The organism is Pseudomonas sp. YH-1, from assembly GCF_051990045.1.
GTDB lineage: Bacteria > Pseudomonadota > Gammaproteobacteria > Pseudomonadales > Pseudomonadaceae > Pseudomonas > Pseudomonas nicosulfuronedens.
Genome location: NZ_CP178184.1, coordinates 4,724,420 through 4,746,378 on the forward strand (window position 1 = coordinate 4,724,420; position 21,959 = coordinate 4,746,378).

The 21,959-nt window shown below is 68.7% G+C and carries 3 protein-coding genes; all 3 read right to left on the bottom strand.

Annotation, left to right across the window (positions count from 1 at the left end):
- Window positions 1-103 precede the first annotated feature (103 nt).
- From ACKI1H_RS21695 to ACKI1H_RS21705, 3 genes are read right to left on the bottom strand one after another with little or no spacing between them, the layout of a single operon-like run.
- On the bottom strand, window positions 104-1,066 hold the full coding sequence (locus ACKI1H_RS21695) for an alpha/beta hydrolase (protein ID WP_138520903.1): 963 nt from the start codon (window positions 1,064-1,066) through the stop codon (window positions 104-106).
- Window positions 1,063-8,991, bottom strand: coding sequence for an amino acid adenylation domain-containing protein (locus ACKI1H_RS21700; RefSeq protein ID WP_440466274.1), 7,929 nt, complete (start codon window positions 8,989-8,991; stop codon window positions 1,063-1,065). Before ACKI1H_RS21700 ends, ACKI1H_RS21695 begins: the two co-directional genes overlap by 4 nt.
- The gene (locus ACKI1H_RS21705) at window positions 8,991-21,776 is read right to left on the bottom strand and encodes a non-ribosomal peptide synthase/polyketide synthase (RefSeq protein WP_440466275.1); all 12,786 of its coding nucleotides are present in this window, start codon (window positions 21,774-21,776) and stop codon (window positions 8,991-8,993) included. The genes ACKI1H_RS21700 and ACKI1H_RS21705 overlap by 1 nt, the downstream gene beginning before the upstream one ends.
- Between the last annotated feature and the right edge of the window lie 183 nt (window positions 21,777-21,959).

Genomic DNA, 21,959 nt, shown 5'->3' on the forward strand with positions numbered 1-21,959 from the left:
CAACCGCGATGCAGTTATCCGCCGCTCGGTGGGAGGCGGATAACCTGCTCCAGGTTATCCGCCCTACGGTTCAACAACGCAACAAACGTCCGTGGAGGCGGTATCACCAGCGCGCCGCCAGAAACTCCGCCACGCGCCGGAAATACCCCTCCACCTCCGGCACCAGGTTGCCCATGCGCAGGAAATCGTGGGTCATCCCGCAGCAGCGCTCGGCCTCCACTTCCACGCCCTGCTCCACCAGCGCATGGGCATAGGCCAGGCCTTCGTCCAGCAACGGATCGAACTGGGCCGCGAACAGCAGTGCCGGCGCGCTGCCTTGCAGGGCGGCACCGGCGTGAACCGGCGAACAGCGCCAGTCGCTTCGCTGTGCCACGTTGGGCACGTACTGCTGGTAGAACCAGTCCAGGCTGGCCGTCTCCAGCAGATAACCTTCGGCGAACAACTCCTGGGATTCGCTGCGTGCACCGGCATCCGCCGCCGGATAGAACAGCAGCTGGGCACAGGGTTGTTCGGCGCCCTCGCCCGCCAACTCGGCACAAAGCACCGTAGCCAGCGTGGCACCCGCGCTGTCGCCGCCCACGGCGAGGCGGCGCGGATTCAGGCTGAGGCTGGCAGCCGAGCCCAGCAGCCAGTTCCAGGCATCGCGCGCATCCCGGTTCGCCGCTGGGAACGGCGCTTCCGGCGCCAGGCGGTAACCGACCGAAATCACCGCGCAAGCGCAATGCTGGGCCAGCAGGCGACACAGCCCGTCATGGGAGTCCAGGCTGCCGACCGTGTAGCCGCCCCCATGGAAGTACAGGATCGCCCCGTCGCCGGCCCCCACGGGTCGGTACAGGCGAACCGGCAGCTGCCGGCCTTCGCGGGCCGGGATCAGTAGCGCTTCCACCGGCATTGACGGCGCGCCGGCCTTGAGCGATTCCGAGGAAGCCTCGAAGTCCTGCCGCGCCTGCTCCACCGGCAGTTCGTGCAGCGCCGGGCGACCCGTGCGGCGACCATCGTCGACCATGTCCAGGAAGGCGGAAATCTCCGGGTGCAGCATGCCAACCTCTTTCATCAATGCGTTCATACCGTGGCCTGCTCCTTGCGCGCGCCGCTTTCCACCTGCGTGCAGCAATGGCTGATCACCCCTTCCAGTTCCGTGCGCAGCTGCGCCATCAGCGCCTCGATGCGCGACGGGCGGAACACCCGGCGGCTGAACATGCAGCGCAGGGTCAACTCGCCGTCGTAGACCTGGCCGACGATCTCCAACCAGTTGTTCATCGGCGTGCTGGCGGCATAGGTGTCGCCGGGCTTCTCCTGCAGCGGCACGAACAGCGCCTGGTCATCGAAGCTCTGGTCGAACTGGCCGAGGTAGTTGAAGGTGACCCGAGGCTCCGCGCGGGCGGCGAGTTGTCGGCGCAGCGCGCTGTCGCCCAGATAGCGCAAGGCGCCGTAGCCAATGCCCTTGTCCGGCACCGCGCGCAGCTGCTGGCGGATCGCCGGGATGGCCTGGGCGTAGTCGCCCTGCCCTGGCGTCAGGCGCAGCGGGAACAGGCTGGTGAACCAGCCCAGGGTGCGGCTGTGATCGACCGCGTCGAGGATGTCCTCGCGGCCGTGGCCTTCCAGGCCGATCAGCACCGACTCGCTGTCGCACCATTGGCACAGCGTTCGGCCCAGCGCGGTCAGCAGCAGGTCGTTGATCTGCGTGCGATAAGCCTCCGGCGCCACCTTCAGCAGGCGTTGGGTCTGCTCGCGGTCCAGGCGCAGGAACAGTTGCTCCAGGTGCGCCATGCGCTCGGCGCCGCGCGGGTTGTCGCGCTGCGGCTCGCCCAGGCCCTGGGTTTCGGTCTGCTCCAGCCAGTACGGCAGGTCGCCTTGCGCCAGTTGGCTGTCGGCGTATTCGCGCAGCCCTTCGGCCCAGGCCCGGTAGGCGCTGGTGCGTTCCAGGCGCGGAGCCGGTTCGCCAATGAGCTGAGCCGCGTAGCGCTGTTGCAGCTCCTCCAGCAGGATGCGCCAGGACACGCCGTCCACCCCCAGGTGATGGATCACCAGCAACAGGCGCTGGGTGCCATCGGCCATGTCGGTGAGCACGCCGCGCAGCAGCCGGCCTTCGCTCAGCTCCAGGCTGCGCTGCGCCTGGTTGGCGATCAGCAGCGCTTCCTCGGCATTCGCCGCCTGACGCTGCCAGAGCAGCGCGCCGGTGATCTCGCTGGCCTCGCGATAGCGCTGGCGCCATACGCCGTCCGCGCCACGGGCGAAGGACAGGCGCAGGCTGCCGTGCTCGGCCAGCAGGCCTTGCAGCGCCGCTTCCAGCGCCTGCGCGTCGAGACGCTGGCGGCACTCCAGCAGCACCGCCTGGTTGAAGTGGTCGGGCTCCTCCAGCGGCTGCTCGAACATCCATTGCTGGATCGGCACCAGACCGAAGGATTCGCCGTCATCAGCGACCTCCACGACTGTTATCGGCGTTACCTCTGCCACGCTCTCGGCGCGCTCCAGCAGGCCGGCGATGGTCTGGTACTGCAGCAGGTCGCGCAGGCGGATTTCCACGCCCTCGCCCAGCGCCTGGCGAGCGCGGGAGACGATCTGCAGGCTGAGGATGGAATCGCCGCCGAGGTCGAAGAAGTTGTCGCGGATGCCCACGCGCTCCACCTGCAGCACGTCCTGCCAGATGTCGGCCAGGGCCTGTTCGCACTCGTTGCGAGGCGCTTCATACGCTTCACCCTGCCAACTCGGTTCGGGCAGCGCCTTGCGGTCGATCTTGCCGTTGGGCGACAGCGGGAAACGTTCCAGCCGCAGGATCTGCGCCGGCACCATGTAGTCCGGTACCTGCTCGCGGAGGAAGCTGCGCAGAGTGTCGCCTTCCGCTTCACCCACCACGTAGCCGACCAGTTGCTTGCCGCTGATACCGTCACGCGCAACCACCAGAGCCTCGCTGACCTGCGGGTGATCCTGCAGGCGTGCCTCGATCTCACCCAGCTCGATGCGGAAGCCGCGGATCTTCACCTGGTGGTCGATCCGCCCGACGTAGTCGATCACCCCATCGGCGCGACCGCGTACCAGGTCGCCGGAGCGGTACAGGCGCCCGCCGTTCGTATCGAACGGATCGGCGACAAAGCGCTCGGCGGTCAGGCCGGCACGCTCGTGGTAGCCACGCGCCAGGCCGTCGCCGCCGATGTAAAGCTCACCGGCCACGCCCAGCGGAACCTGGCGCAGTTGCTCGTCGAGGATGTACAGCTTGCGCGCACCGACGCCCTTGCCGATGGGCGCATAGGCGGCATCGCAGGCCGTCGCGCGGTCGGCCTTCCACAGCAGCGGCGTGACCACGGTTTCCGTGGGGCCGTAGCCATTGATCAGGTGTTCGGCGCGCAGCGCGCGTTTGGCCAGTTCGAAGCTGGCATTGGGCACCGCGTCGCCACCGAAGCAGTAGATGCGCACCGGCGGCGGGTTGCCGTCACGCAGGGCATGCTCGGCCAGCTGTTGCAGGTAGACCGGCGGGAAGGCGGCGACACTGACCTGCTGGTCGTGCAGCACGCGGTACGTCTGCTCCGGGGTCCACAATTCATCGCCACGCAGCACCAGGCTGCCACCGTGGACCAGGGTGGTCAGCCAGCGCTCGTGGGCGCCGTCGAAGGCGAAGGACATGAAATGCAGCTCGCGGGTCGCCGCGTCCATCCGGTACAGCTCGCCGATGGCCGCGCAGTGCATGGCCAGCGGGCCGTGGCTGACCGCCACGCCCTTGGGCTTGCCGGTGGAGCCGGAGGTGTAGATCAGGTAGGCGAGGTTTTCCGGCTCCAGGCCCACCACCGGCAGATCGCTGTCTTCGCCAGAAAGATCGAGGCCATCCAGCTCCAGGCACTGCACCCCCGCCGGCAACGGCAGGCGCTCACGCAGGCGGCTGTCGGTTATCAGCAACGCAATGCCGGCGTCGCTCATCTGGAATTCCAGGCGCTCGCGCGGGTACTCGGCGTCCAGCGGCACGTAGGCACCGCCGGCCTTGAGCACCGCCAGCAGCGCCAACGGAATGCGCACGCTGCGCGGCAATGCCACGCCGACCCGGACTTCCGGGCCTACGCCCAGCGCCATCAGGCGATGGGCCAGGCGGTTGGAGTCGCGCTCCAGCGCCGCGTAGTCGATTGCCTCGTCGCCGCAGATCAGCGCCACCTCATCGCCGCGCAGAGCGGCCTGACGCGCAATCGCCAGGTGCACCGGCTCGGCTGGCGGCAGCGTCTGGTGCGGGCCACGGCAGGCGGCCAGGGCCGCGCGATCGTTGGCCGACAGACATTGCAGCTCGCCGACGCGCTTGCCCGCGCCGTGCAGCAGGCTGTCCAGTACCTGCTCCATGTTGCCGCGCAGTCGCGCCACAGCAGGTGCGCTGAAGTGTGCGCGCAGGTACTGGTACTCGATCTCCAGCCGGTCGCCGACGCGCACGGCGAGATCCATCGGGATGCTGGTCTCGTCCTTCGACTTCAGTTCGCCGAAGCGCGGCCCCTGGGCGCTGCGCAGTACCTCGTCGACCGGGTAGTTCTCGAACACGATGATGCTGTCGAACAGCGCCTGCCCGGCCTGGCCGGCCCAGCGCTGGATGTCGTACAGCGGCGTGTGCTCGAACTCGCGCACGTCCAGGTTGTAGGCCTGCAGCTCGCGCAGCCAGTCGCCCAGGTCAGCCTGCTCGGCCGGCGCCTGGACGATGGGCAGCGTGTTGATGAACAGGCCCAGCAGGCTGTCGGCGCCGGCCAGTTGCGCGGGGCGGCCGGCCACGGTGGCGCCGAAGGCGACGCGCTGCTGCCCTGTGTAGCGTTGCAGCAGGAGAATCCACGCCGCCTGCACCAGGGTATTGAGCGTCACCCGTTGGCTGCGGGCGAAGGCTTTCAGGCGCTCGGTGGCCGCCGCGTCGTAGCGGCTGTACTCCAGGCCGTGACCGCTGCCTTCGGCCGGGCGCGCCAGGCTATCGGCCAGCACGGTGGGCTGGGCAAAGCCTTGCAGGCGCGCGCTCCAGAAGTCCTGTGCCTGCTGCTGGTCCTGGGCTTGCAGCCAATGGATGTAGTCGCGGTAGCGGCCCTGCTCGGCGATGGACTCGCCGTTGTAGCGACGCAGTGCCTCGGCGAACAGCTGGGCATTGCTCCAGCCGTCGAGCAGGATGTGGTGATGGGTGTAGACCAACTGGTGGCTGACTTCGTCGCTGCGCACCAGTACCAGGCGCAGCAGCGGCGGACGCTCCAGGTCGAAGCTGCGGCTGCGTTCGGCGGCGGCCAGTTCGTCCAGCGCGGCGCCCAGGTCTTCGCGACCACGCCAGTCGAGCACCTCCAGCGGCAACTCGACGTGTTTGTGCACGGCCTGCACCGGCTTGTCGAGGCCTTGCCAGTGCACGCCGGCCCGCAGGTTGTCGTGGGTATCCAGCGCGGCCTGCCAGGCCGCGCGGAAGCGCTCGACGTCCAGCCCCTGCACTTCCACGCGCAACTGGTTGACGTAGACGCCGCTTTCGCTGCCGTCCACGCCGTGGAACAGCATGCCCTGCTGCATGGGCGACAGCGGATAGAGGTCTTCGATCCCGGCCGGGTTCAGGCCGAGGGCGGCGAGCTGCACCGCATCCGGCGCGTCGATGGCCGCCGCGGTTGCAGGGGTTTCGACGGCGACGTAGTCACCGGCAACACGGGCCAGGGCTTGCAGGGTCTGGTGCTGGAACAGGTCCTTGGGGCTCAGTTGCAGGCCGGCGGCGCGGGCGCGGCTGACCACCTGGATGGAGACGATGGAGTCGCCGCCCAGCTCGAAGAAGTTGTCGTCCAGCCCGACACGCTCCAGGCCCAGCACGGCGCACCAGATGGCCGCCAGGGTCTGTTCGCGCGGGCTTTCCGGCGCGCGATAGCGCTTCTGCAACAGGCTGAAGTCCGGCTCCGGCAGCGCCTTGCGGTCAAGCTTGCCGTTGGGCGTCAGTGGCATGCGCTCGAGCAGGACGATCTGCGCGGGGACCATGTAGTCCGGCAGCTCTTCCAACAGCACAGCGCGCAGGTCGCCTTCGATCGGCCCGGTCACATAGCCCACCAGTTGCTTCACCGCTCCCGCGTCACGGGCGATCACCACTGCCTCGCGCACGCCGGGCTGGCCAAGCAGGCGCGATTCGATCTCGCCCAGTTCGATGCGGAAGCCGCGAATCTTCACCTGATGGTCGAGGCGGCCGAGGTACTCCAGCACGCCGTCGGCACGCCAGCGCGCCAGGTCGCCGGTGCGGTACATGCGCGCATTGGCATCCCTACTGTAGGGATCGGCGACGAAGCGCTCGTTGGTCAGTTCCGGGCGCCCGTGGTAGCCGCGCGCCAGGCCGTCGCCGGCAATGTACAGCTCGCCGGCCACGCCGATGGGCGCCGGTTGCAGCTCGCCGTCGAGGATGTACAGCTGGGTGTTGGCGATGGGCTTGCCGAGCAGTGCGCGGGCGCCCTTGTCGATCTTCCAGGCCGCCGACCAGATGGTGGTTTCGGTGGGGCCGTAGAGGTTCCACAAAGCATCAGTTTGTGCCGTGAGCTTGTCCGCCAGTTCAGCGGACAGCGCCTCGCCGCCGCAGAAGAAGCGGCAGCCGGTCAGGCGCGGGAAGTCCTCGTGACCACTGAGCAGGGTCCAGGTGCTCGGGGTCGCCTGGATCACCGTCACGCCCTGCTCCAGCGCCACGCCGAGCAGGCACGACGGGTCACGGGCGACGTCGCGGTCCACCAGTACCACACGCCCGCCCACCAGCAGCGGCAGGTACAGCTCCAGCGCGGAGATGTCGAAGGACAGCGACGTCAGCGCGAGCACGCGGTCCTGCGCCTCCAGGCCCGGCTCGCGGGCCATGCTGAGCATGAAGTTGACCACGCCACCATGGCGCACCGCGACGCCCTTGGGCTTGCCGGTGGAGCCGGAGGTGTAGATGACGTAGGCCAGATCATCCGGCGTCGCGAGGTTGTGCAGGTCGCTGTCGGCGTAGCCATCCAGCTGCGCCCAGTCGCGGTCCAGGCAGAACGCGCGGGCGCCGGTCTGCGGCAGCTCGCCGAGCAGGTGCTGCTGGGTCAGCAGCAGGCGTACGTCGCCGTCTTCGAGCATGTGCGCCAGGCGCTCGGGGGGGAACTCCGGGTCCAGCGGCACATAGGCGCCACCCGCCTTGAGCACGGCGAGCAAAGCCACGGGCAGTTCGACGGAGCGCTCCAGGGCGACGCCGACGCGGCTGTCCGGGCCGACGCCCTGCTCGCGCAACCAGTGCGCGAGGCGGTTGGCGCGGACGTTGAGTTCGGCGTAAGTGAAACTGCGCTGGCCGTCGGTGAGCGCCACGTCAGCGGGCGAGCGCTGTACCTGCTGTTCGATCAGCTGGTGCAGGCAGGCCTCGCGCGGGTAGTCCATCGCGGTGTCGTTCCAGCCGTAGAGCAACTGCTCACGCTCGCTGCCATCGAGCAGCGGCAGGCGCGCCACCGGGCAGTGCGGGTCGGCCACCAGGCCGCGCAGCAGGTTGAGGAAGTGCCCGGCGAGGCGCTCGATGGTCGCCGCGTCGAACTGGTCGGTGGCGTACATGAACTGCCCGCGGACCTGGCCGTCGCGGCTTTCCTCGGTGTTCAGGGTCAGGTCGAACTTGGCAATCCCGCTGTCCAGCTCCAGGCTTTCCAGCTGCAGGCCGCCGGGCAGCTCGCGCAGGGCATCGCGGCGGCTCGGCTGGTGGTTGCAGGCCACCTGGAACAGCGGGTTGTAGCTCAGGCTGCGCTCGGGCTGCAGCGCATCCACCAGTTGCTCGAACGGCAGGTCCGGGTTGGCTTGGGCGCCCAGCACGGCTTCCCGGGTGCGGGCCAGGAACGCGCTGAAGGATTCGTCGCCGTCGATGCGCGCGGGCAGTACCTGGGTATTGACGAAGAAGCCGATCAGCCGTTCGCTCTCGGCGCGGCCACGGCCGGCGATGGGCAGGCCGACGCGCAGCTCGCGCTGGCCGCTGTAGCGCGACAGCAGCAATTGATAGGCGGCGAGGATCAGCATGAACAGCGTGGCGCCCTGCCCGCGCGCCAGGTCGCGCAACGCTTCGCTCAATTCGCGCGGCAACTCGAAGTCGAAAGTGGCGCCGCGGTAGCTCTGCACCAGCGGCCGCGGCCGGTCGCCCGGCAGGGTCAGCAGCAGGGATTCGTCGCCCAGCTGCTGCTTCCAGTACGCCAGCTGCCGCTCGCCCTCTCCGGCCGCCAGCCACAGGCGCTGCCAGCGGGCCATGTCGCTGTACTGGATCGGCAGCTCGGCCAGGTCGGCTTTCGCGCCCTGCACCTCGGCGCTGTACAGCACGGCGAACTCGTCAATCAGCACACCGATGGACCAGCCATCGGCAATGATGTGGTGCAGGTTCACCAGCAACAACGCTTCACCCGGCAGGCGCGCCAGGTGCAGGCGCAGCAGCGGGCCTTCGGCCAGGTCGAAGGAGCGTTGCGCGCAATCGTTAAGCCATTGCCGTGCCTCGGCTTCGCTACCGAAATCCTTCGCCTCCAGATGCGCCGGTCCCGGCGGCAGGATGCACTGCATCACCTCACCATCTGCTGCTATACCCGGCCCACCTTGCGGCGGATGACGCTGCGCGTCATTCGCCCTACCAGAGCGGTCCTCTGCCGTGCGCAGAGCCTCGCCAGCCGGCTCCCGTAGGGCGCATAACGCGCCAGCGTTATCCGCCGAGGCAAGGTGCCCGGGTTGTGCTGAGCGGAACACCGTACGCAGGCTCTCGTGGCGCGCGATCAGCGCAGTGAAAGCACGCTCCAGCGCGCCCTCGTCCAGCTCGCCGCGCAGGCGCACGGCGGCCGGAATGTTGTAGGCGGCGCTGTGCGGCTCCATCTGCCAGAGGAACCACAGGCGCGCCTGGGCCGCCGAGAGCGGCGCGTACTCGCGACCCTCGCGGAGGATCGGCAGACGCGAGAGGCTCACGCCCTTCTCGCGAAGCTGACGCAGGAAGACGATCTGCTTGTCCTCGGGCAGCGCGCCAAGGCGCTCCGCGACCTGTTTCAGCTGGGCGTCCATCGGGTGGGTCATTACAGGTTCTCCAGCTCGCCGAGCAGTTCATCCATCAGGTCCAGTTCCTCTTCCGCGCTGGCGGAGCTTGCCCGCTGGGTTTCGATCCAGGCGGCCAGCGCCTCGATATTGCTCAGCTCGAACAGGCGATGCAGCGGCAGCTCAAGGCCCAGCCGCTGCCGCAGGGTCAGGCCAACCTGGGTGAGCAGCAGCGAATGCCCGCCCAGTTCGAAGAAGTCGTCGTGCAGGCCAACGCGATCCACCTGCAGCACGTGCTGCCAGATACCGGCCAGCTCGACTTCCAGATCACTGCGCGGCGCCACGTACTCGCGCAGGCGCTCGCCCAGTTGCGGGTCCGGCAGGGCCTTGCGATCCAGCTTGCCGTTGGGCGACAGCGGCATGGCGTCGAGGGCGATGATCCGCGACGGCACCATGTAGTCCGGCAGCTCGCCTTGCAGCGCCTGGCGCAGGGCTTCAGGCTCGGCGCTGGCGACCACGTAGGCCAGCAGCACGCCGTCCTTCGCCACCACCACCGCTTCGCTGACCTCCGGCTGCGCTTGCAGGCGGGCCTCGATCTCGCCCAGCTCGATGCGCAGGCCGCGAATCTTCACCTGGTGGTCGAGGCGCCCCAGGTACTCGATGGCGCCGTCTTCGCGCTGGCGAGCCAGGTCGCCGGTGCGATAGAGGCGTTCGCCGCTCCCAAAGGGATCAGCGACGAAGCGTTCAGCGGTCAAGCCGGGGCGCGCGTGGTAACCGCGCGCCAGACCCACGCCGCCAATGTACAGCTCGCCCGCCACACCTTGCGGCACCGGCTCCAGGCGCTCGTCCAGCAGCACCAGGCGCAGGTTGTCGATGGGCCGGCCGATGGGCACGACGTGCCGCGCGTTGTCTTCATCGCAGGCCCAGAAGCTGACGTCGATCGCCGCCTCCGTCGGGCCATAGAGGTTGTGCAGCTTTGCGCTGCTGCGCTGGCGGAACTGCTGTTGCAGCTCGTAAGGCAGCGCCTCGCCGGAGCACATCACCTGCAACAGCGACGGGCAGCGCTCCAGTTCGCCGGAAGCGACGAAGGCCTGCAGCATCGACGGCACGAAGTGCAGCGTAGTGACCTGCCCCGCCTCGATCACCTGGCGCAGTGCCGCCGGATCGCGGTGCGCGCCGGGCGCAGCCACCACCAGCGCCGCACCGGTCATCAGCGGCCAGAAGAACTCCCACACCGACACGTCGAAGCTGAACGGGGTCTTCTGCAACACGCGGTCGGAGGCGTCCAGCGCGTAGGCTTTCTGCATCCAGAGCAAGCGGTTGACCAGCGCGCGATGGCTGTTGCCGGCGCCCTTGGGTTTGCCGGTAGAGCCGGAGGTGTAGATCAGGTACGCAAGATTCTGCGGGCTGCCGGCGATGGCCGGGTTCTGCTCGGAGGCCTCGGCGATCTCGCTCCACTGGCTGTCCAGGCAGATCAATCGGACGTCGCTCGCCGGCAAGCGATCGCGCAGGTGTTGCTGGGTCAGCAGCAGACCCACGCCGCTGTCGCTGAGCATGTGTTGCAGGCGGTCCTGCGGGTAGTCCGGGTCCATCGGCACGTAGGCGCCACCGGCCTTGACGATGCCCAGCAGGGCCACCACCAGTTCCAGCGAACGCTCGGCGGCCACGCCGACCAGCACATCCGGCCCGACGCCCTGGCCTCGCAGCCAATGCGCGAGCTGGTTGGCGCGGGCATTGAGCTGGGCGTAGCTCAGGCGCTCGTCAGCGAACTGCAGGGCCAGCGCATCCGGGGTCGCGGCAACCTGGCGCTCGATCAGCTCCTGCAGCTGCACATCAGCCGGGAACGTCGCCTCGGTGTCGTTGAAGCGTTGCAGCAGCGCGTGGCGCTCGGCGTCGGCCAGTTGGCTGACCCGGCCCAGCGGGCGTTCGGCGTCTTCCACCAGGGTCAGCAGCAGGTGCTCGAAGTGGCCACGCAGTTGCTCGATCTGGCTCGCGCTCAGGCGGTCGGCGCGGTAGGTATAGCGTACGTCCAGCTGTTCGCCGGCGCTGGCCACCAGGGCCAGGGCGTAGTTGGTGCCGTCCACCGGGTGGTGGCCGAGGATGCGCAGCTCATCGTTGGCCGAAGACGCCAGGGCTGCATCCATGGGGAAGTTCTCGAACACGATGAGGCTGTCGAACAGCGCCTGCCCACCGCGGCCGGCCCAGCGCTGGATGTCATACAGCGGCGTGTGCTCGAACTCGCGCACGTCGAGGTTGAAGGCCTGCAGCTGGCGCAGCCAGTCGCCGACGCGCTGGGCGTCATCCGGGCTTTGCAGGATCGGCAGCGTGTTGATGAACAGGCCGAGGCTCTCCTCCGCCCCCGGCAAGTTGGCCGGTCGCCCGGCCACAGTGGCGCCGAAGGTGACGCTGCGCTGGCCGCAGTAACGTTGCAGCAGCAACGCCCAGGCACCCTGCACCAGGGTGTTGAGGGTGATGCGCTGGGCCTGGGCGAAGCGTTGCAGCGGTGCGCTGTCGAGGCGGCTGTGCAGTTCGCGCGGTGGCTCGTCGCGGAACCCGGCGTTGCAGGCGGTGGCCAGCAGGGTCGGCTCATCGAAATCCTTCAGGCGTTCGCGCCAGAAGGTTTCCCCCGCAGCGCCATCCTGGGCATGCAGCCAGGCGATGTAATCGCCGTACTGCGCGGCAGGCACCGGCAGTGTTTCGCCACGGTAGAGCGCGAGCACTTCGCCGATCAGTCGCGCGCTGCTCCAGCCGTCCAGCAGCAGGTGGTGGCAGGTCCAGATCAGGTGGTAGCGGCGCTCACCCAGACGTACCAGCGCCAGGCGCTGCAGCGGTGGCTTGGCCAGGTCGAAGCCGAGGTTGCGTTGGGCGTCTGCCACTTGCTCCAGCTGCTGCTCGCCAACCGGCTGATCGCGCCAGTCGAAGGACTGTACCGGCAGCTGTACCTCGCGCAGGACGAACTGCAGCGGCGCCGCATCCGCGCTGGCGAGGAAGCCGCTGCGCAGGTTGGCGTGGCGGGCGATGACCGCGCGCCAAGCGTAGAGGAAGCGGGCTTCATCGAGGCCGTCGAGGTCGACGCGCAGCTGGTTGACGTAGAGCGAGGAACCCGGCACGTCGAGGGCGTGGAACAGCATGCCCTGCTGCATCGGCGACAGCGGATAGAGATCGTCCACGCCGGCCGGCAGCGGCAGTGCATCGAGCTGTTGCTGGTCGAGTCCAATCAGCGGCACATCCTTTGCGCCAAGCTTGTAGGGATGGCTCAGGCAATAGGCGACCAGCGCCTGCAGCTCGGCGCGCAGCAGCGCTTGCAGCTCGTCGATGGCGGCGGCGTCGAACATGGCGCTGCTGTAGGTGACTTCCAGGCTCAGCTCGCCGCCCAGCACACGACCGGCGTAGACCAGTGCATTGCCCAGCGCCGCATTCAGCGGTTGGCTGCGGCCGACGCCTTCGAAGGCCGGCAGGAAGTCGGCGTCGGCAAACGCCTGGTCGAGCTGGCCGAGGTAGTTGAAGGTGACCTGCGGCGCCGGCAGGTCACGCAGGCTGGCCGCGTGCTGGCTGAGGTAGCGCAGTTGGCCGTAACCCATGCCGGCGCGCGGCAGGTTGCGCAGGTGATCGCGGGTGGCACGCAGGTCCGCGCCCGGCTCGCCGCCGGCTTGCAGGCGGATCGGGTACAGCGCGGTGAACCAGCCCACGGAGCGACTCAGGTCCAGCGCCGCTTCGCCGTCGAAGGCGTCGCGGCCGTGGCCTTCCATCTCCACCAGCGCGGAGGTTTCGCCGGTCCAGGCACACAGGGCGCGGGCCAGCGCGGTGAGCAACAGGTCGTTGATCTGCACGCGCTGCGCCTTCAGTGCCGGACCGAGCAGTTGACGGGTGGTGTCGGCATCGAGGCTGAAGCGTGCGTTGGCGGCCTCCTTCCAGGTGGCAGGGGCGTCGCTGCGGGCGCGGGACAGACGGGGTGCATCACGCAGTTCGCCTTGCCAGTAAGCCAGCTCGGCAGCGACTTCGGCGCTGTTGGCGGCCGCCTGCTGGCGGGCGCTCCAGGCCTGGTAGCTGTCGCTGCGCGGCAGCGCTGCCGGAGTTCGCCCGGCGCGCAGTTCGCGGTAGGCGGTCTGCAGGTCCTCCAGCAGGATGCGCCAGGACACGCCATCCACCGCCAGGTGGTGGATCACCAGCAGCAGGCGCTCGCCACCCTCCTCGAGGGTGACGTGCATGGCGCGCAGCAGCGGGCCATTGGCGATATCCAGACTGGCCTGGGCGTCGTCGCACAGACGTTCCAGGGTGCGGGCGTCGGCGGCACGGCGGCGCCACAGGAGGGTCATGTCCAGCGGCCCCTGTTCCGCGTAACGCTGGCGGCTGCCATCGAAGCGCAGGCGCAGCGCGTCGTGCTGGCCGACCAGCCAGTGCAGGGCGCGGGCCAGGGCATCGCCATCCAGGGCTTCGCGTGGTTGCAGCAGCAGCGCCTGGTTCCAGTGGTGACGTTGGGCGCTCGGTACGCGTTCGAAGAAGCGCGTCTGTACCGGCGACAGGGCCACCTCGCCGCTGACGGCGGCCACCGGAGCCGGTGCCGCCGCGGCAGCCGGCGCACGGTTTTCCAGCCACTGCGCGAGCTGGCGGACGCTCTGCCGCTCGAACAGCTGTTTCGGGCTGAGCTTGTAGCCCAGCTTACGGATGCGCGCGATGATCTGCAGGCTGAGGATGGAGTCGCCGCCCAGTTCGAAGAAGTTGTCCTCGGCACCGACGCGCTCGACCTTCAGCACCGCCTGCCAGATATCGGCGATGCGCTGTTCCAGCTCGGAGATCGGTGCGCTGTCCAAAGGCTTGGCAGCCGTCTCGACACGCGGCAGGGCCTTGCGGTCGACCTTGCCGTTGGCGTTCAGCGGCAGGCGTTCCAGCAGCATCAGCTGGGCCGGCAGCAGGTATTCGGGGACTTCGGCGGCCAGGCTTTCACGCAGACTTTCAATGCTCTGCCCTTCTGCAACGGCCCAGGCCAGCAGCTTCATCGGGCCGTCGCCTTCACGCTCGGCCAAGGCCACGGCATCACGCACGCCGGGCAGGCGCTTGAGCGCTTGCGCCAGTTCGCCCGGCTCGACGCGGTAGCCACGGATCTTCACCTGGTCATCCACGCGGCCGAGGAATTCCACGGCGCCGCGACGATTCAGGCGCACGCGGTCGCCGCTGCGATACAGGCGCTCGCCTTCGATCTCCACGAAGCGCTCCGCCGTCATTTCCGGCAGGCCGAGGTAGCCCAGTGCCAGGCCGGCACCACCGATGTACAGCTCGCCCGCCACGCCCGGCAGCAGATCACGGCCGTTCTCGTCGAGCACGCGGATGGCGGTGTTGGCCAACGGCGTACCGATGGGCAGGCTGGCCACCGGCAGATCATCCACCAGCGACCATTCGTGGGTCAGCACGCCAACGGTGGATTCGCTGGGGCCGTAGTGGTTGACGATGCGCAGTCGCGGAGCCAGCTCGCGGATGGGTTGCAGCAGCGCGCGGTCGCAGGCTTCACCACCCACCACCAGCAGACGGCGCGGCAGCACGGCAGCGGCATTGGGCGCGGCGGCCAGCAGGCCGGCGAGGTGGCTGGGGACGATCTTCAGCACATCCACTTCGCGCATGAACTGCGAGAAGCGTTCGGCATCGGCCACTGCCTGGGCATCGGCCAGGTGCAGACGGCCACCGCCGCACAGCGCGCCGAACAGCGTGGTATGACCGAGGTCGGCAGCCACCGAGGAAACCATCCCCATGCCCAGGCCCTGGGCACGGCCCTGGTCCAGTTGCAGGCGTTCGAGCACGGCCTGTACATAGTTGGCCAGCGCCGCGTGGCTGACGCGCACGCCCTTGGGCTGGCCGGTGGAGCCGGAGGTGAAGATGACGTAGGCAGCCTGCTGCGGGTCGATCCCGCGCGCGGGCGCGTTATCGCTGCCCTGCTCCGGGCCACCCACAGGTATCAGCGAGGCTGCTTCACCGAAAGTTTCCAGCAACGCAGGCTCGCTCACCAGCACGCGGCCGATACTGTTGTCCTGGATCAGCTGACGCAGGCGTTCAGCCGGTTGCGCCGGGTCCAGCGGCACGTAGGTGGCGCCGGCCTTGAGCACGCCCAGCAGCAGGAGCACCCACTGCGCGCTGCGCTCCTGGCAGATGGCGACGCACTCGCCCTGCTCCACACCGCTGTCGATCAGCGCGTTGGCCAGGCGATTGGTGCGCGCATCCAGATCGGCATAGCTGTAGCGCACTCCCTCGTCCTGCACCGCGATGGCATCCGGTTGCGCGGCGGCCTGCGCGGCGAACAGCGCGAGCACGTCCTGCTGCGGCCACTGCCGGGCTTCGCCACGACGACGCGAGGCCACCGGGCGTGGCAGCTCCCCGAGGGCGCGCTGCGGTTCGGCACACAGCTGGCGCAGCAGCGCCTCGAACTGGCCGGCGATGGCAGCGACGCTGTCCTCGTCGAACAGGTCGCGGGCATAGACGAAGCTGCCGCGCAGTTCATCGCCCGGCTGGCCGCTGGCGTCCAGCGCCTCGGCCATGTCCAGGGCCAGGTCGAAGCGCGCGCCGTACTGTTCCTCGCTGAACAGTTCCAGCTTCAGCGACCCGGCGTCGGGCAGGCGGCTGACGTCGAAGCCGAAGTTGAACTTCACCTGCACCAGCGGGTTGTAGGCCAGGCTGCGCCCGGGTTGCAGCGCTTCCACCAGCTGTTCGAACGGCAGATCCTGGTTCGCCTGTGCGCCCAACGCCAAGGGTTTGAGACGTGCCAGCAGCGCGGCGAAGGATTCATCGTCGGCAAGCTGGCAGGGCATCACCTGGGTGTTGACGAAGAAGCCGATCAGCCCTTCGGTTTCCAGTTGCTGACGGTTGGCGATGGGCACCGCGACGCGCAGGTCACGCTGGCCGCTGTAGCGCTGCATCAGTACGGCATAGGCGCCGAGCAGCAGCATGAACAGGGTGACGTCCTGCTCGCGGGCCAAGTGCTTAAGGCGCGCGCCGAGGCCAGCGTCCAGGCTGAAGCCGAGGCTGCCGCCGCGGTAGCTCTGCACGGCCGGGCGCGGCCGGTCGGCGGCCAGTTCCAGTACAGGCGTCTCGCTATGCAGTTGTTCGGTCCACCAGCCCAGCTGGCGCTGGCCCTCCTCGCCCGCCAGCAGCTCGCGCTGCCACTGGGCGTAGTCGGCGTACTGCACCGGCAGCGCCGGCAGTTGCAGTTCCTCGCCAGCGGCGAAGGCGCCGTAGAGACGGCTGAACTCGTCCACCAGCACGCGGATCGACCAGCCATCGGAGACGATATGGTGCATCGTCAGCAGCAGCACGTGGTCGGCGTTGGCGAGCTTGATCAGGGTCAGACGCAGCAGCGGGCCGTTGCGCAGGTCGAACGGGCGCTGGGCTTCTGCCTCGGCCAACTGGCGGGCAGCAGCTTCGGTATCACCTTCAGCGGACAGGTCCACTCTCGCCAGGTCCAGCGGCCGGGCCGGCTGGATACGCTGGAAGGCCTGACCGTCCACTTCATCGAAGGTGGTGCGCAGGGTTTCATGGCGTGCCACCAGGGCATCGAAGGCACGGCGCAGCGCAGACTCATCCAGCTCGCCGCGCAGGCGCAGGGCGCCCGGCACGTTGTAGGCGGCGCTGGCCGGCTCCATCTGCCAGAAGAACCACAGCCGGCTCTGGGCGGCGGACAGCGGCAGGTCGCCGTCACGAGCCATGGCGCGCAGCTGCGGGCGGGCACTCGGGCTCAGCGCACTGAGCCGGCCGGCGAATTCGTCCAGGCGGCTGGCCTCGAACAGATCGCGCAGCGGGACTTCGCAGCCCAGGTCACGGCGCAGGCGGGAGACGACTTGCGTGGCCAGCAGCGAATGGCCGCCCAGCTCGAAGAAGTCATCCTCGCGACCCACGGCCGGCACGCCCAGCACTTCAGCCCAGACGGCGGCGACGCGGCTTTCCAGGCCGTCTCGCGGGGCTTCGGTGGTGCTGGCTTCGTCTTGTGGCTCGGGCAATGCCTTGCGGTCGATCTTGCCGTTGGCATTGAGCGGCATCTGCTCCAGCACGAGGACGCGCGACGGCACCATGTAGTCCGGCAGCTGTGCGCGCAGCGCAGCTTTCAAGGAATCTTCGGCGAGGGCTTCGCCGGTGACGTAGCCCAGCAGGCGCTTGCCGCGTTCGCTGTCACGGGCGATCACCGCCGCTTCGCGTACGCCGGGCAGCGCACGCAGGCGGGCTTCGATCTCGCCCGGCTCGATACGGAAGCCACGGATCTTCACCTGCTGGTCAACGCGGCCGAGGTAGTCCAGCGCGCCGTCTTCACGCCAGCGCACGCGGTCGCCGCTGCGGTACAGGCGAAGGCCGTCGGCATAGGGGTCGGCGACGAAACGTTCGGCAGTCATGCCGGCGCGCTGGTGGTAGCCGCGAGCCAGGCCATGCCCGCCGATGTACAGCTCGCCGGCCACGCCGCGCGGTAGCGGTTGCAGGCGATCGTCGAGGATGTACAGGCTGCGCTCGCCGACCACCTCGCCGATGGGCGCGTAAGCGGCGCCGCATGCGGTGCGCGCATCGGCCTTCCAGAGCATCGGGGTGACCACGGTTTCAGTCGGGCCGTAGCCATTGATCAGGTGTTGCGGCTTCAGCGCCTGGTGCGCCAGTTGGTACGCCGCTTCCGGCACGGCATCACCACCGAAGCAGTAGATGCGCATGCTCGGAGCGTGGCCATGCTCTTTATCCAGAGCCGTCGCTTGCTCGGCCAGCTGCTGCAGGTAGGCCGGCGGGAAGGCGGCGACGCTCACTGCATGACGGCGCAGTTGCTCGAGCGTCTGTTCGGCGGTCCACAATGCGTCGTTGCGGATCAGCAGGCTGCCACCGTGGGACAGAGCGGTGAGCCAGCGCTCGTGGGCGCCGTCGAAGGCAAAGGACATGAAGATCAGTTCGCGATCTTCGCTGGTCATCGCGTAGCGTTGGCCGATGGCGCGGCAGTGCGCGGCGATCTCGCCGTGGGCCACGGCAACGCCCTTGGGTTGGCCAGTGGAGCCGGAGGTGTAGATCAGGTAAGCAAGGTTCTGCGCCTGGATGCGCACCAGCGGGCGCACCGCCAGGGCATTGCCGAGGTCAGCCTCTTCCAGTACCAGGCGCTCGATGCCATCGGGCAGCGGCAGGCGCTCGGCCAGCTGGGCGTTGGTCAGCAGCAGGTCGACGCCGGCGTCCTGCATCAGCCAGGCCAGGCGCTCCTCGGGATAGTCGACGTCCAGCGGCAGGTAGGCGCCGCCGGCCTTCATGACAGCCAGCAGGGCCAGCGGGATGTCCACGCCACGCGGCAGCGCCACGGCAACCCGGCGTTCCGGGCCGATACCGCGCTGGATCAGGCGTTGCGCCAGACGGTTGGAGCGATCCTCCAGCTCGGCGAAGTTCACTTCGCGCTGCTCGTCGATCAGCGCAACCTTGGCGGGATGACGGCGGGCCTGGGCGGCGATGGTCTCGCTCAGCGCCTCGAACGCTGGCGCGTCACCGGCCACGGCGATGCTCCAGTCGCGGGTGGGCAGCCAGTCGCGGGCGTCCAGCACGGCGTCGGCATTCATCTGCGGCAAGGCGCGCAACAGGTCGAGGAAGTGCCCGACGAGGCGCTGCATGCCTGCGGCGGCGTAGCGCTCCTTCGCGTAGCAGAAGCTCACGCGCAAAGAGTGATCGCCTTCGCGGACACGCAACACCAGATCGAACGGGGTTTCCAGGTCGAGCTGTTCCAGCGCTTCCACGCTGACGCCCGGCAGGCCGTTGCCGGCACGTGGCTGCCACTGGTGGTCGAAGGCCACCTGGCAAAGCGGATGGCGGCCGTGGCCACGTTCGGGCTGCAGGGCTTCCACCAGTTGTTCGAACGGCAGGCCCTGGTGCGCCTGGGCTTGCAGCAGGTCGTCGCGCAGCTGGCGGAGCACGCCACGCAGGCTGGCGCCTTCGGGCAGCTCGCTGCGCAGCACCAGCAGGTTGACGAAGAAGCCGACCAGTCGCTCGCTGTCGAGCTGTTCGCGACCGGCCTGGGTCAGGCCGATGCGCAGGTCGTGCTGGCCGCTGTAGCTTTGCAGCAGCAGGTTGTAGGCGCTGAGCAGGAGCATCGGCAGGGTCGCGCCGTGCGCCTGGGCCAGGCCGCGCAACTTCGCGGTCAGGTCGGCGTCCACTTCACGCTCGATCAGCTCGGCGCTCTGGCCTTTTCCGCCGGTGGTGAAGGGCAATTCCAGCGGCGCATGCTGGGTGCCCAGGCGTTCGCTCCACCAGTCCAGCAGGCGCGTTCCCTCACCCGCTTCCAGCTTGTTCTGCTGGGCGGCGGCGAGGTCGAGGTACTGGCGCGACAGGACCGGCAGCACCGGTTCGCGCTGTTCGACGATGGCGCGGTAGCACTCGGCGAACTCGTCCAGCAGCAGATTCAGCGACCAGCCGTCCGCGATGATGTGGTGCACGCAGAGCAGCAGCGCCTGGCGGCCGCCGCCGAGGTTCTGCAGGCGCAGGCGCAGCAGCGGGCCGGCGGCCAGGTCGAACGGCTGCGCGGCAAAGGCATCGGCGTCCTCGCGGGCGGCGATGTCACGGCGTGCATTGCCCAGGGAGCTGAAGTCGCTCTCGGTCAGCTCGACCTGGCTCATGTCGGACAGGCTCAGCGACACCTCGCCGTCCGCCTGCTCGATGAAGCGGCTGCGCAGGGTTTCATGGCGGCCCAGCAGCACCGCGAAGGCTTGCTCTACCGCTGGGCGGCGCAGCTCGCCGCGCAGGTTCATGCGTCCGGCAATGTGGTAGACGGCGCTTTCCGGCTCGAGCTTCCAGAGGAACCAGAGGCGACGCTGGGCCGGCGAGAGGGGCAGCAGGCCGTCACGCGGAACCTGCGCAATGACTTCGGTTTCGCTGGTCGGCAGTGCCGCCAGTGCAGCGACGAAGGCACCCAGTTCCGGCGCTTCGAACAGCAGGCGCAATTCCACGGCGCGGCCGAGACGTTCACGCAGGCGCGCCATCAGTTGAGTGGCCTTGATGGAGTTGCCGCCCAGGGCGAAGAAGTTGTCGTCGCGGCGGATCGCCGGTAGTTCCAGCACTTCGCTCCACAGTGCGGCGATGGCTTGCTCTTGGGCGGACAATGGTGCGACCGGCTTGGCGCTGGCGCCATCGCTGATCGGCTCGCCGGCACGCTGGATCGCGTAGGCCTGAAGACTGCCGTCCAGCAGCTGGGCACGGCACGCCGAACGCTGCAGCTTGCCGCTGGAGGTCTTGGGCAATGCGCCCGGCTCCAGCAGCGCCACCACCAGCGGCGCCTCCTGGAAGGTTTCCGCCACGGCGGCGGAGATGGCCTTGGCCAGCGCCTCGGCGGAGATCAGCTTGCGCACGCTGCGTCCGACCTCGGCGGCGATGCCGATGCCGTCGCGGCCCTGGTGTTCGATGGCGAAGGCGGAAACCCGGCCCTTGCGCACCAGGTCCACCTCTTCCTCGACGCAGCGTTCCAGATCCTGCGGGTAGAGGTTCTGCCCGCGGACGATGAGCATGTCCTTGAGGCGGCCGGTAACGAAGAGTTCGTCGTTGTGCAGGAAGCCCAGGTCGCCGGTACGCAGCCAGGTGCGACCTTCCTTCTCGACGAAGGTGCGCGCGCTGGCTTCCGGATTGCGCCAGTAGCCGAGGGCGACGCTGGGGCCGCTGCTCCAGATTTCGCCGACGCGGTCCGGGCCGAGGGTTTCTCCGCTCACCGGGTCGACCAGTTGCACGTCGTGGTCCGGCTGGGTGCGGCCGCAGTTGATCAGCGAGGTACCACGACCCGGGCGGGCGATATTCTCGCCCAGGGCGTTGAGGTCGACTTCCAGCTGCGCAATGCCTTCGCCACGCACGCCGCCGGTGACGAACAGCGTCGCTTCGGCAAGGCCGTAGCAGGCGTAGAAGGAAGAGGCGTCGAATTGTGCCGGGGCGAACCAGGCGGCGAAGCGTTCCAGGGTGTCCGGGCGGATCGGCTCGGAGCCGGAGAAGGCCACGCGCCATTTGCTCAGGTCGAGGCCTTCCAGGGCGGATTCGTTGACCCGCTCGCAGCACAGTCGATAGGCGAAGTCCGGGCCGCCGCTGACGGTGCCACCGAAGCGCGCGATGGCTTCCAGCCAGCGGCGCGGGCGCTCGAGGAAGTAGCGCGGGGACATCAGCACGCACTCGATACCGCTGTAGATCGGCTGCAGCAGGCCACCGATCAGGCCCATGTCGTGGAACAGCGGCAGCCAGCTGACGATCACGTCGTCGTCGCCGATGCCGAAGCCGTGACGGATCAGGCGCTCGTTGGCCACCAGGTTGCCGTGGCTGACCTGCACGCCCTTGGGCGTCGAGGTGGAGCCGGAGGTGTACTGCAGGAAGGCGATGTCGTCATCGGCCAGCTCGGGCATCTGCCACTCCACGGCCAGTGCCGGGTCGGCCTGATCCACCGCCAGCAGCAGCGGGTTCTCGCCGTTCTCGCGCTCGCACGCCGGGCGCAGCGCTTCGATCAGCGTGGAGTCAGTGAGCACCAGACTGGGCTCGGCGTCATCGAGGATCGAGCGCAGGCGCGCCAGGTGCTGCGGGCGCACCGATTCCGGCGGGTAGGCCGGCACGGCGATGATCCCCGAGTAGAGGCAGGCGAAGAATCCGGTGACGTATTCCGGACCACTGGGCAATAGCAGCACGGCGCGGTCGCCCTGCTGGCCGTGGCGCAGCATCCAGGCAGCCATGGCGCGGGCGCGCTCATCCAGCTCGCGGAAGCTGATGGGCTGTTCGAGGTTCTCGGCGATGAATCGCAGGGCAGTCTTGCGCGGCATTTCGCAGGCGCGTTGCAGCAGGGCCTCGACCAGGTTTCCTGCGGCTTCGTAACGGTCGTTCATGACATCACCTGTTCTGGCGGCGAGCGCGTGGGCGCTCGCCGGAGGAAATTCTTGGGACTTACCGGCGCCCGTGCCTGGCATGGGCTTTCCCGGTACTCCAAACTGTTCCCTCTCCCTTCAGGGAGAGGGAGCTATCCGTGCCGGCCTTTACGTCCGGCGCACTCCTGATACATCCATCTACTC

What these genes read in the sequence shown, in the direction of transcription:
- ACKI1H_RS21695 (WP_138520903.1), bottom strand. Translation starts at nt 1,066, where the DNA reads ATGAACGCATTGATGAAAGAGGTTGGCATGCTGCACCCGGAGATTTCC.
- ACKI1H_RS21700 (WP_440466274.1), bottom strand. Translation starts at nt 8,991, where the DNA reads ATGACCCACCCGATGGACGCCCAGCTGAAACAGGTCGCGGAGCGCCTT.
- ACKI1H_RS21705 (WP_440466275.1), bottom strand. Translation starts at nt 21,776, where the DNA reads ATGAACGACCGTTACGAAGCCGCAGGAAACCTGGTCGAGGCCCTGCTG.